Annotated in this window: 13 protein-coding genes and 1 pseudogene; 4 read left to right on the top strand and 10 right to left on the bottom strand. The window is 64.3% G+C overall.

Annotation, left to right across the window (positions count from 1 at the left end; translation table 11 throughout):
- Together EOA79_RS23430 and gcvA are read right to left on the bottom strand one after the other, a co-directional pair.
- A partial coding sequence (locus EOA79_RS23430; protein WP_245489919.1) for a sugar ABC transporter substrate-binding protein occupies positions 1 to 1,064 on the bottom strand: 1,064 nt, incomplete at its 3' end.
- 162 nt (positions 1,065 to 1,226) lie between these two features.
- Positions 1,227 to 2,135, bottom strand: coding sequence for a transcriptional regulator GcvA (gene gcvA / locus EOA79_RS23425; RefSeq protein ID WP_095825549.1), 909 nt, complete (start codon positions 2,133 to 2,135; stop codon positions 1,227 to 1,229).
- Between the two features lie 110 nt (positions 2,136 to 2,245).
- Between gcvA and EOA79_RS23420 the strand changes: the two genes are divergently transcribed.
- Complete coding sequence (locus EOA79_RS23420) at positions 2,246 to 2,431, top strand: hypothetical protein (RefSeq protein ID WP_095825548.1); 186 nt, start codon at positions 2,246 to 2,248, stop codon at positions 2,429 to 2,431.
- Between the two features lie 62 nt (positions 2,432 to 2,493).
- Here the strand turns inward: EOA79_RS23420 and EOA79_RS23415 are convergent, their stop codons facing one another.
- On the bottom strand, positions 2,494 to 3,453 hold the full coding sequence (locus tag EOA79_RS23415) for a sugar-binding transcriptional regulator (RefSeq protein ID WP_095825547.1): 960 nt from the start codon (positions 3,451 to 3,453) through the stop codon (positions 2,494 to 2,496).
- A gap of 202 nt (positions 3,454 to 3,655) precedes the next feature.
- Between EOA79_RS23415 and EOA79_RS23410 the strand changes: the two genes are divergently transcribed.
- Complete coding sequence (locus tag EOA79_RS23410; protein ID WP_095825546.1) at positions 3,656 to 4,288, top strand: HAD family phosphatase; 633 nt, start codon at positions 3,656 to 3,658, stop codon at positions 4,286 to 4,288.
- Between the two features lie 196 nt (positions 4,289 to 4,484).
- Here EOA79_RS23410 and EOA79_RS23405 read toward each other — a convergent pair whose 3' ends face one another.
- The 7 genes from EOA79_RS23405 to ureC all read right to left on the bottom strand — a co-directional run bounded on the left by EOA79_RS23405 (position 4,485) and on the right by ureC (position 10,047).
- Positions 4,485 to 5,252, bottom strand: a complete 768-nt coding sequence (locus EOA79_RS23405; protein ID WP_067324682.1) for a class II aldolase and adducin N-terminal domain-containing protein — start codon at positions 5,250 to 5,252, stop codon at positions 4,485 to 4,487.
- A 66-nt stretch (positions 5,253 to 5,318) separates the two neighbouring features.
- Positions 5,319 to 5,951, bottom strand: a complete 633-nt coding sequence (ureG, locus tag EOA79_RS23400; RefSeq protein WP_095825545.1) for an urease accessory protein UreG — start codon at positions 5,949 to 5,951, stop codon at positions 5,319 to 5,321.
- A complete protein-coding gene (locus EOA79_RS23395; protein ID WP_095825544.1) occupies positions 5,948 to 6,388 on the bottom strand; it encodes a DUF3995 domain-containing protein in 441 nt (146 codons plus the stop codon). Before EOA79_RS23395 ends, ureG begins: the two co-directional genes overlap by 4 nt.
- Positions 6,385 to 7,056 carry an urease accessory protein UreF gene (locus EOA79_RS23390; RefSeq protein WP_095825592.1) on the bottom strand — a complete coding sequence of 224 codons (672 nt, stop codon included), beginning with the start codon at positions 7,054 to 7,056 and terminating at the stop codon, positions 6,385 to 6,387. Before EOA79_RS23390 ends, EOA79_RS23395 begins: the two co-directional genes overlap by 4 nt.
- Positions 7,049 to 7,627 carry an urease accessory protein UreE gene (gene ureE, locus EOA79_RS23385; protein WP_095825543.1) on the bottom strand — a complete coding sequence of 193 codons (579 nt, stop codon included), beginning with the start codon at positions 7,625 to 7,627 and terminating at the stop codon, positions 7,049 to 7,051. The genes EOA79_RS23390 and ureE overlap by 8 nt, the downstream gene beginning before the upstream one ends.
- Complete coding sequence (locus tag EOA79_RS23380) at positions 7,624 to 8,229, bottom strand: glutathione S-transferase family protein (protein ID WP_128293312.1); 606 nt, start codon at positions 8,227 to 8,229, stop codon at positions 7,624 to 7,626. The genes ureE and EOA79_RS23380 overlap by 4 nt, the downstream gene beginning before the upstream one ends.
- A gap of 102 nt (positions 8,230 to 8,331) precedes the next feature.
- Positions 8,332 to 10,047, bottom strand: coding sequence for an urease subunit alpha (gene ureC / locus EOA79_RS23375; RefSeq protein WP_164748232.1), 1,716 nt, complete (start codon positions 10,045 to 10,047; stop codon positions 8,332 to 8,334).
- Positions 10,048 to 10,211: 164 nt separating this feature from the next.
- On the opposite strand from ureC, the gene EOA79_RS23370 reads away from it, so the two are divergent.
- Together EOA79_RS23370 and EOA79_RS23365 are read left to right on the top strand one after the other, a co-directional pair.
- A complete protein-coding gene (locus tag EOA79_RS23370; RefSeq protein ID WP_095799090.1) occupies positions 10,212 to 10,583 on the top strand; it encodes a hypothetical protein in 372 nt (123 codons plus the stop codon).
- Between the two features lie 117 nt (positions 10,584 to 10,700).
- Positions 10,701 to 10,943 (top strand): annotated as a pseudogene (locus tag EOA79_RS23365) (hypothetical protein); the annotation flags it as partial.

Here is a 10,943-nt window from a genome sequence, read left to right as displayed (position 1 = left end):
TTCTGGTACTCCGGATTGTTGTAGAGCGAGGTCCGCGTTCCGGGCGGAACGTTGGCCCAGCCTTCCTTCGAAGCCACCAGTTCGAGGTAGTGCTTCGAGGTCGCCCAGGAGACGAACTTCTCGGCGGCGTCGGCCTTCTTGGTGCCGGCGGGGATTGCGAGAGACCATGCCCACAGCCAGTTGCCGCGCTTGCCGAGACCCTTGTCGGGCGCCAGCGCATAGCCGACCTTGTCGGCGACCTGCGAGGCCTTCGGGTCAGAGACGAAGGACGCGGCGACGGTGGCATCGATCCACATGCCGCACTTGCCCTGCTGGAACAGCGCAAGATTCTCGTTGAAGCCGTTGGAGGACGCGCCCTCAGGACCATCTGCCTTCATCAGGTCGACATAGAACTGCAGCGTGTTCTTCCATTCCGGCTGGTCGAATTGCGGCTTCCAGTTCTCATCGAACCAGCGGGCGCCGAAGGAGTTCGACATGGCGGTCAGGAAGGCCATGTTCTCGCCCCAGCCGGCCTTGCCGCGCAGGCAGATGCCGTTCACGCCATTGGCCCGATCGGTCATCTTGTCGGCGGCCTCCTTGATGAAGTCCCAGGTCGGCGCGTCGGGCATTTTGAGCCCCGCCTTCTCCATCAGGTCCTTGCGGTACATGACGAAGGAGCTCTCGCCGTAGAACGGCGCGGCATAGAGCTTGCCGTCGACCGAAAGGCCGCCGGCAATGGCCGGGATGATGTCCTTGACGTCGTAGTCGTCGCCGAGCTTCTCGAGCGGCAAGAGCCAGCTCTGCTTGGCCCAGATCGGAACCTCGTAAGTGCCGATGGTCAAGACGTCGTACTGGCCACCCTTGGTGGCGATGTCGGTGGTGACGCGCTCGCGCAGCACGTTTTCTTCGAGCGTGACCCAGTTGAGCTGGATGTCGGGATTGGCCTTCGTGAAGTCGTCCGTCAGCTTCTGCATGCGGACCATGTCGCCGTTGTTGACGGTGGCGATGGTGATGGATTCGGCATGCGCGGCGAATGCAAGGGCGCTGGCCGACAACAGGCCCAGGGTGAGCGTGCGAAGTTTCATCAATTCCTCCCTAAAACCAAGATGAGCATTTGCCTTGGCTGTGGGCAATTACTCACTAAGTGTGAATTATGTCAAGCCGGAATCGATGCTGCAGCGCAGCACAAATCGATGCCGCGCCCGTCTGCGCGATGCGTAGCGGAGACGGCAGGCTGTGATGCCGGCCTACTGACAGGCGATCTCGGCGAGAATCCAATCGCGGAAGGCGCGGATCTTCGGCACGTTGCGCCGGGCAGTGGGATAGACCAGCCAGTAGGCGTGGCCGTCGTCGCCGACGAGGTCGAAGGGCTGGATCAGCCGGCCGTCGGCAAGCTCGTTCTTGAACAGGGCGCTGGTGACGATCGCAACACCTTGCCCGGCCATCGCGGCATTGGCCTCATAGGCCTGCGCGCCCATGCTGGTGCCGGGACGGCTGGCGAGTTCCTCCGCGGGCAGACCGGCGAGCGCGAACCATTCCTGCCACCAGATGTCGCCGGGATCGAGGATGGGGAGCTTGAGCAGGTCGGCCGGCTCCTTGACGCCGCCGATGCTCGCCGCAAGCCTAGGGCTGAGCACCGGGGTGAAGTCGGCCCTGAACAGCATATGCGTTTCCACGCCCGGCCACTTGCCGCCGCCGGAGCGGATGGCGATGTCGACGTCCTCACGGGCGAAGTCGACGACCCGGTTCGAGGTGTCGACGCGCACGGCAAGCGAGGGGTGAGCGACCTGAAAGGATCCCAGATGCTGCGCCAGCCAGTTCGAGGCGAAGGTGAGCAGGGTGGAAACGCAAAGCACGCCGTCGGCGCCGGCTCGGGCGGCCGCATAGGCGCCGCTCAGCAGCGCGAATGCCTCGCTGACAGCCGGCGCAAGACGCTGGCCGGGTTCGGTCAGCTCGATCTGCCGTGGACGGCGCAGGAACAGCGGCGCGCCGATGCGCTCCTCCAGAAGCTTGATCTGATAGCTCGCGGCGGCCTGAGTCATGCCGAGCTCCTCAGCGGCCTTGGTGAAGGAGAGGTGTCTGGCCACGGCATCGAACACCCGAATCGCCTGCAGGGGCGGGAGCTGGACATTCTGACGGGAGCTCAGATCGGGCATAAGGCCTCTTTATGGGTCATGATCGACGTTTGATTGGAAGCACGTGCCGATCAGCCCGATATTTGGGGTCGACGATCACTCCAGTTCAAGCATAGCGAAGGCTGACGATCATGACTCCGATGCAGGAAAAACTCGATTCGACCCCAATACATAGATGGATTTCGCTGCTGGCACGGGAATTGTCGTGGTTCGCCAACCGCAGGCGCGGCTATGTCGATGTCCGAGAACTGTCGGAGCACCTGCAGCGGGATATGGGCTTCCTCGACGGCAACGATCCGCATGGACGCTACAAATAGCCGGGTTTCTTTTTATCGCCAACGGCTCGTCGCGTCAGATTCGCCCGAGCCCAGCATCACGATCACGCGCCGCCGAGCAGGGCGGTGGCTGTCCGTTCATCAGTGATGAGGCCATTGACCAAACGACGGTTCACGGCGGCGAGAATGCCCGGCAGCTTGCGCTCGCCCATGGCAAGCGCGATGACCAAGGACTTCTCGCGTGACGGCAAGGCGGCGGACGAAACGCGGTCGTTGGTGATGCCTTCGATCATGCGGCCTTCGCGGTCGAAAACCCAGCCGACGATCTCGCCGACGCCGCCGGCTTTCTGCAGTGCCTTCAGTTCCCCCTCCGAGATGAAGCCGTCCTCGTAGAGCGGCGCCTTCGGGCCGAGATCGCCGATGCCGACGAATGTGACGTCGGCTTCCGCGGCCAGCGCCAGCGTCGGCTGGATCATCGGCTGGCTGAGCAGCATGTCGCGCTCTTCCGGCGAGGAGGCGATGACCGGCAGCGGCATCGGGAAGGAGCGCGCCTTGACCCGATCGGCCATGGTGAAGATGACGTTGTAGAAGGCGGCCGAGCCGTCGGGCGAGATGTTGCCGGTCAAGGACACCACCTTGTGCTGCGGGCACTCCATCGGCGGCAACAGCTCGATCGCCGCCTTCAGGGTGCGCCCGGTGCCGATGGCCATGACGATGGGGGCGGCGGAGCGCAGCCGCCGCTCGATTTCGGCAGCCGCCGCCTCGGCGACGCCGATCGTCGTCGAGGACGAGGTCGGATCGCTCGGCACCACCTCGACGAGATCGAGCGCGAAACGCGACTTCAGCCGCGCGGCAAGGTCGAGGCAATTGGCGATCGGATGATCGACGCGGACCTTGATCAGCCCTTCCGACATCGCCAGCGAGACGAGCCGCTGCGCCGTCTGCCTGGAAATACCGAGCTTGGCGGCGATCTGATCCTGGGTATTGCCGGCAACATAGTAGAGCCAGCCGGCGCGCGCGGCGTCGTCCAACCTGGTGCTGCCGGTTTCCTGTCGCGCGTTCACATTCTGCCTCCCCAAGCCCGACAATAGCGGGCCCTCTAGATTACAGCGAAAGCGGCCCTGCGCAATTGTCAATTGAAAGAGCAATTGCTTGCGCCCCTGCCGACCAAGGATGACACCATTCGCGCTCGCCTCAACCATTTGCCGGGAGAGCGGTTTATCTCTGACCGGAAACCCATTAAGGGATCGGCAAAAGGAGCCTTGCATGACGCCGAAAGCGGTTTTCTGGGACATGGACGGCACGCTGGTCGACAGCGAGCCGCTGCACGAGGCAGCACTTGTGGCCGCTTTGCGCAGCGTCGGCATCACGCCGCCGACCGACCTGCACGAACGGGTGCTGGGCGTCGCGGCATGGCCGGTCTACGAAATGCTGCGCGACCAGTTCGGCCTCGACCTGCACTTCGATGACTGGATCGTGCGCAAATACGACCACTATCTGCCGATGGCCGAGACGCTCAAGCCGCGGCCCGGCGCGATCGAGGTGTTCAACGAATTGCGCGCGCTAGGCGTCGAGCAGGCGGTGGTGTCCAATTCGGACCGGCTGATCGTCGACGCCAATCTCGGCGCGGTCGGTCTCGTCTATCCCGGCATGCACACGGTGAGCCGAAACGACGTACGCCAAGGCAAGCCGCATGCGGAACCCTTCCTGCGCGCGGCTTATCTCGCCGGCGTCGATCCGGCCGACGCGGTCGCGGTCGACGACAGCCGCACCGGCGCGATGGCCGGCCTGGCTGCCGGCATGAAGACGATTTTCTGGCCGGAAGCGCCGATGGAAGGGCTGCCCGGCGCAATCGTCATCAACAGCGCCGAGGAACTGCGGGCGCAATTGGGTCTCTAAGAAGACGTGCCAACGCCGGCGCTGCCCCTCATCCGCCTGCCGGCACCTTCTCCCGGTGAATACGGGGAGAAGGGACACGCTCCGACGCCGACGATCCTCCTCTCTCCGTGCTTCACGGGGAGAGTGTGAGGGGCAGCGCCCGGCTTCGAAAATAGGCGAAAGCCAAGCCTCCAGCGTCAACCCACAACCGCGGGGCTCAGTTCCTGTAGACCGGCTCTTCCTCGTCGAGGATTGCCTTCAGCTCCGCAAGGTGGCGCTCGGCCTGGCCGGGATAGTCGTCCATCTCGCTCGCCGTCTTTTCCGCGATCTCATCGGAGAGCGTGCGCAGCGGCCGACCGGTCCACAGCGCCTTGATGTAGGTCTCGGCGGCACGCTCGAAATAGAACATGCGATTGAAGGTGTCGGCGACAGAATCCCCGATGACCATCACGCCGTGATTGCCCATGACCATCACCTTGACCTTGGGATCGACGAGCAGTCTCGAGCAGCGCTCGCCCTCCTCTTCGAAGGCCAGCCCGCCATAATGAGGGTCCACGACATGACGGTTGAAGAACATGGCCGAGTTCTGGTCGATCGGAGGCAGGGTGGAGTCGGCCAGCGAGGCAAGCACCGTGGCGTGGATCGAATGCACATGCATGGCGCAGCGCGCATGCGGCACGTTGCGGTGGATGGCGCCGTGCAGGCCCCAAGCCGTCGGGTCGGGCGCGTTGGGGCCGGAGAGCGTTTCGGGATCGTTGGCGTCGATCAAAAGCAGATCGCTCGCCTTGATACGCGAGAAATGCACCTGGTTCGGGTTCATCAGGAACTTCGTGCCGTCCTCGTTGACCGACAGCGAGAAATGATTGGCGACCGCCTCATGCATGTTGAGCCGCGCCGTCCAGCGGAAGGCGGCGGCGAGATCGACCCGCTCCTGGTAATAAGGCAGGTTGGTCAGCGTTTCCTTCTGCAGACGGGCAAGGCTCATCGAAAATCCTCCGGTTTGGCCGAGCATGCCGTGCATGGCGGCTGCCAGCAACCGCAAACTGATGGGTCAGGCGGCAGGCCGTGCCGATTGCAGCCCGCCCAGCTCGACGATGAACTCGAGCACTTCCTGCAGGCCCTTGCCGCGCGACAGATCGGTGAAGCCGAAAGGCCGCTTGCCGCGCATGCGGGCGGCGTCCGCCTGCATGACGTCGAGGTTGACGTTCACATAGGGCGCCAGATCGCTCTTGTTGATGACGAGGAAGTCTGAGCGGGTGATGGCCGGGCCGCCCTTGCGCGGTATCTCCTCGCCCTGGCAAACGGAAATGACATAGAGGGTCAGATCGGCAAGGTCCGGCGAGAAGGTGGCGGCGAGATTGTCGCCGCCCGATTCGATGAAGACGATGTCGAGGTCGGGGAATTTGCGGTTCAACTCGGCGATCGCCCGCAGGTTGATCGAGGCGTCCTCGCGGATGGCCGTGTGCGGACAGCCGCCGGTCTCCACGCCGACGATGCGCTCCTCCGGCAGCGCCTGCAGGCGCGCCAGCATCATGGCGTCTTCCTTGGTGTAGATGTCGTTTGTGACGACGGCGATCGAGAACCGGTCGCGCAGCGCCTTGCAGAGCTTTTCGGTGAGCGTCGTCTTGCCGGAACCGACGGGGCCGCCGATGCCGATGCGCAGGGGACCATTGGGTTGGCTCATGCCGGAAACTCCGTGATGGCGAGGATTGCGAAGCCCAGCCCGATCAACAGGCAGAGCGGCGAGTAGAGGCGCCGGTCGAGCCGGGCGAAGGGCTGCTCCGGCGTCAGCCCGCGCCACCAGGGGGTGAAGCCGGCGATGCCTCGCCCGAAGAAGACCATCCCAAAGAGCAGCGCCGTGGCGGCGAGGCCCTGCCTGGGAAAGGGCGAGGCGAAGACGCCTTCAAGGGCCAGCGGCCATAGCGTCGCAAGCGCCAGGCACGCGGCGACGGCAAAGCTCGCGACGGGCGAGGGCATGTCGTCGACGCCGCGAAAGCCGACGACGGCGCGGGCGCAGGATTTCGCGTCCTTTCCCGGCCAGATGCCGCCTATGCCCCAATAGACATGCAGCGTGGTGATCAGCAGCAGGATGAGGGAGAGGACAAAGGCAAGTATGATCATGAGCGGAACAGACGCGAATATTGGGTTTCGTGCTTCATCGCCGCAATGTCGGATATCAAGGCCGAGCCGCCGAGGTCATCGAGCGTGGAGTTCGCGGCGCGAGCAGCTGTCGCGAGCGCCAACGGTTCGAAGCCGGCTAACAAAGCGGTGGCATCGACCTGTCCTACAACGCCGAGCCGGATAGCGGCCTGCACGAGGTTGGAGAAGAAGGCCTGCAGGAAGGCCGACAGCGCGTCCGCCAAGCCGATGCCATCGCTGCCAGCGATCGCGCCGACAGCGACGCAATAGGGGCAATCCGCAGGCAGGCGCTCGAGCGCATGACAAGGCCAGGCAGAGGCGGCTTTTTGGAAGGCGGCGCCTTGGAGCATGGTTTCCATGTGACGCTGCTGCGATCCGGCAAGCGCCTCGGCAAGCGCGGCGACTTCCGCGATATCGCCGCCGTCATGCGCGCGCCGCCAGCTTTCGGCAAAGAGCACCGCATCGTTCCAGCCCGAGCCCATCTCGACCAGCGTCTCCAGCCACTCGGCGAGATCCCCGCGATCGGCGACAAGTCCGTCATGCACGGCCCTTTCGAGGCCATGACTGTAGGAGAAGCCGCCGACCGGAAAGGACGGCGACAGCCAGGCCATCAGCCGCAGCAGTGCGGTACCGGACGGCTGGTCAGTCATGGTGATGGTGGTGATCGTGGTCGTGGTCATGATGGCCATGCGCGTGATCATGATCGTGATGGTCGTGGCCGTGATGATCATGCGCATGGCCATGGTCGTGGCCATGTCCGGAATAGGCGCCGCGCACGGGACTGAACGGTTCCAGCACCTCGCTGACCGCGGCGCCGAGCCCTTCCAGCATCGCCTTGATGACATGGTCGCGCAGGATGAGGATACGGTCCGCCTCGATTGCCGCCGCGAGGTGGCGGTTGCCAATATGCCAGGCAAGCTCGGTGAGATGCACGCTGTCGCGGGCGCGGATGTCGTAGACTTCCTCCGGCGCGGCGACGATCTCGAGCTGGCGGCCGTCCTCCAGCACCAGCCGGTCGCCATTGCCGAGCGCCACCGGCTCGGGCAGATCGACCAACACCCTGTCGCCGCCGGCGGTTTCGATGGCGCGGCGGCGCAAATGCCGCTCGTCATGCGGCAAGATGGCCTTGTCGAAAGGTGTCGCCGCTCCGCCCTCGCCGGCCGGGAGCACCGAGACGGCGCGCGGAAATTTGGTGAAATCGGTGTTGATGTTGAGCTTCATTTCATGGCTCCGCCATTGGCTTGCGCCCGCGCGCGGGCGGGTCGCGACAGCACGCGATCGAAATAGGCGTTGACGCGATCTGAGTCGACCGAGAACCGGCCGGCGCGCGCCCAACCACCCATATCGCCGAGCAGAACGTCGACGGCGGAAAAGCGGTAGCCGAGCGCAAAAGGCTTGTCGCCGAGCCGGCGGTCCAGCGCCTTCACTTCCGAAGCGAAATCATGGGCGGCGGCAGGGCCGACATCGACGCGCAGCTCCCTGGGCAGGATGAAGCGATGGCGCAGCTTGTTCCACAGCGGCGCCTCGAACTCGCTCTGAGCAAAATGCATCCAGGAATCCATCTCGGCGCGGCCGGCGAGCCCGGGATCGGCGCCCATTCCCTTATCGGCATGCTTGTCCGCTAAATAGACGCAGATCGCCGCCGAATCAGTGATCGTCAGCTCGCCGTCGATCAGGATCGGCACCTTGCCGGAAGGGTTCAGCGCATAGGTCTCGGGCGAGCGCAGCTTCACCTCTACGAACTCATAGGATTGCCCGAGCTCCTCGAGCATCCAGAGCACGCGGCTGACCCGGGAACCTCGTGATCCGACGGCCTTGTACATGGTTCGAATCCTGCCTTTTCCCGGAGCCTAGACCATCCAAGCCATCAGCCCAATGACGATCAGGCGATGAGGTCGAAGAGCCGCAGGAATGAAATCCGGTAGCTAAAACAGAAAATACCGCTGCGCCATCGGCAGCACCGTCGCCGGCTCGCAAGTCAAGAGCTCGCCGTCGGCGCGCACCTCATAGGTTTCAGGGTCGACCTCGACATGCGGCGTGGCGTCGTTGAGCACCATCGAATGCTTGCCGATGCCGCCGCGCGTGTTCTCGACCGCGACCATCGCCTTCTCTACGCCAAGCCTGCCCTGCAAGCCGGCATCAAAAGCCGCCTTGGAGACGAAGGTGACCGAGGAGTTGGTCAGCGCCTTGCCGTAGGCGCCGAACATCGGCCGGTAGTGCATCGGCTGCGGCGTCGGGATCGATGCGTTGGGATCGCCCATCGGGGCGGCGGCGATTGTGCCGCCTACCAGCACCATCTCCGGCTTCACGCCGAAGAAGGCCGGGTTCCACAGCACGAGATCAGCGCGTTTCCCGGCCGTCACGGAGCCGATCTCCTTCGACAGGCCATGCGCGATCGCCGGGTTGATGGTGTATTTGGCGATATAGCGGCGAACCCGGAAATTGTCGTTGTCGCCCGTCTCCTCAGCCAGCGCGCCGCGCTGGCGCTTCATCTTGTCGGCGGTCTGCCAGCAGCGGATGCCCACTTCGCCGACGCGGCCCATGGCCTGGCTGTCGGAGGAGATGATCGAGAAGGCGCCGATGTCGTGCAGGATGTCCTCGGCCGCGATCGTCTCCTTGCGGATGCGGCTTTCGGCAAAGGCGATGTCCTCGGGAATCGACGGCGACAAATGATGGCAAACCATCAGCATGTCGAGATGCTCGGCCAGGGTGTTGACCGTGTAAGGCCGCGTCGGGTTGGTCGATGACGGGATGACGTTGGGCAGGCCGCAGACCTTGATGATATCGGGCGCATGGCCGCCGCCGGCGCCCTCGGTATGGAAGGCGTGGATGGTGCGGCCCTTGATCGCGGCAACCGTGTTCTCGACAAACCCGGACTCGTTCAGCGTGTCGGTGTGGATCATCACCTGCACGTCATAGTCGTCGGCGACCGAAAGGCAGCAGTCGATCGCGGCCGGCGTCGTGCCCCAATCCTCATGCAGCTTCAGCGAGCAGGCGCCGGCGAGCACCATTTCCTCCAGCGCTGCCGGCTTTGAGGCATTGCCCTTGCCGGACAGCCCGATATTCATCGGGAAAGCGTCGAAAGACTGGATCATGCGCGCCATGTGCCAGGGGCCGGGAGTGCAGGTGGTGGCCAAGGTGCCATGCGCCGGACCGGTGCCGCCGCCGAGCATCGTGGTGATGCCGCTCATCAGCGCTTCCTCGATCTGCTGCGGGCAGATGAAGTGGATATGCGCGTCGAAGCCGCCGGCCGTCAGGATCTTGCCTTCGCCGGCGATGATCTCAGTGCCGGGACCGATGATGATGGTGACGCCATCCTGGGTGTCCGGATTGCCTGCCTTGCCGATCGCGGCGATGCGACCGTCCTTCAGGCCGATATCGGCCTTGACGATCCCGGCGAGCGCGTCGACGACCAGCGCGTTGGTGATGACGGTGTCGACGGCGCCGCCCGCCCTAGATACCTGGCTCTGGCCCATGCCGTCGCGGATGACCTTGCCGCCGCCGAATTTCACTTCCTCGCCATGGACGGTAAAATCCTTCTCGACCTCGATAAAGAGCTGGGTGTCGGCAAGCCGCACCTTGTCGCCGACCGTGGGGCCGTACATCTGCGCATAGGCGGCACGGGAAATTCTTGCCATCAGCGATTGCTCCCAAAAGCGAGTTTGTGTGGGCGCGGAGCGCACATTGTCGCCATCCAATGGTCATGCAATGACCCGCTCGACGACACCTTCCGATCCCATTTGGCGGTTGAGGTGACCGAGTCAGCCCAAAACGACCGTTTTCCAAACCGAGGGAAGGAATATCCATGCGAAAGACGATACTTTTCGCGGCCGCCGCCAGCTTGATGATGGCGGGTGCGGCCGGCGCGCAGCAGCAGCCCGCGCCGCAGCCGAGCCCGGCGCCTGCGGCACCTGCTGCCGCCGCGCCCAAGGCGCCAACGATCGAGAGCGTCAGCATCGTCGATATTACGGAACTGCCAAAGGACACGCAGACGCAGGTCAATCAGATCGTGGCGCAACGCGGCGACGCCGGCCTGCAGACCTTGCGCAAATCGATCGACGCGACACCCAAGGTGAAGTCCGCGCTCGAAGCCAAGGGGATGAGCTCGGCGCAGGTGATCGCCGCCAGCCTGCAACCCAATGGCGCGCTGACGCTGATCACCAAGAAGGCGAGCTGACGACCAATGCTGGCGGGCCGGTTGCAGGCCCGTCAGCATCATCGCAAACGGAACCTCCCGCCGACAGGACTCGTTTCGCCTTTTTCGCCCCGCCACAAGTTCAACCAGGAGCGAGCGATGGCGAGCGCCCCGTGCCCCGGAACAGGATTTCCAGCCCTTGTCTTTCCAGCCCTTGTGGTGGCCATGCTTCTCGTGGTCGCCGCCCCAGCGTTTCCCGCGCAGCCTGCGGACGGCAATCCGCCACTTGACAGCACCAAGCCGGGCGCGACGATCGTCGATTCCGACGTGCGGCAGGAGGAGGCGCTGTCGAAGACGGAGGCCGGCAACGTCATCACCGCCATCGACCGCACGCGCGACAAT

Origin of the sequence: Mesorhizobium sp. M1A.F.Ca.IN.020.03.2.1, from assembly GCF_004023205.1 — a bacterium.
Taxonomy (GTDB): Bacteria; Pseudomonadota; Alphaproteobacteria; order Rhizobiales; family Rhizobiaceae; genus Mesorhizobium.
Note: the sequence above shows the minus strand (reverse complement) of the source record. Positions and strands in the feature narration are given on the sequence as shown.

Excerpts from the sequence above, each read along its gene's own strand:
- gcvA (WP_095825549.1), bottom strand. The coding sequence starts at position 2,135 with ATGCCCGATCTGAGCTCCCGTCAGAATGTCCAGCTCCCGCCCCTGCAG.
- EOA79_RS23420 (WP_095825548.1), top strand. The coding sequence starts at position 2,246 with ATGACTCCGATGCAGGAAAAACTCGATTCGACCCCAATACATAGATGG.
- EOA79_RS23410 (WP_095825546.1), top strand. The coding sequence starts at position 3,656 with ATGACGCCGAAAGCGGTTTTCTGGGACATGGACGGCACGCTGGTCGAC.
- EOA79_RS23405 (WP_067324682.1), bottom strand. The coding sequence starts at position 5,252 with ATGAGCCTTGCCCGTCTGCAGAAGGAAACGCTGACCAACCTGCCTTAT.
- ureG (WP_095825545.1), bottom strand. The coding sequence starts at position 5,951 with ATGAGCCAACCCAATGGTCCCCTGCGCATCGGCATCGGCGGCCCCGTC.
- EOA79_RS23395 (WP_095825544.1), bottom strand. The coding sequence starts at position 6,388 with ATGATCATACTTGCCTTTGTCCTCTCCCTCATCCTGCTGCTGATCACC.
- EOA79_RS23390 (WP_095825592.1), bottom strand. The coding sequence starts at position 7,056 with ATGACTGACCAGCCGTCCGGTACCGCACTGCTGCGGCTGATGGCCTGG.
- ureE (WP_095825543.1), bottom strand. The coding sequence starts at position 7,627 with ATGAAGCTCAACATCAACACCGATTTCACCAAATTTCCGCGCGCCGTC.
- EOA79_RS23380 (WP_128293312.1), bottom strand. The coding sequence starts at position 8,229 with ATGTACAAGGCCGTCGGATCACGAGGTTCCCGGGTCAGCCGCGTGCTC.
- EOA79_RS23370 (WP_095799090.1), top strand. The coding sequence starts at position 10,212 with ATGCGAAAGACGATACTTTTCGCGGCCGCCGCCAGCTTGATGATGGCG.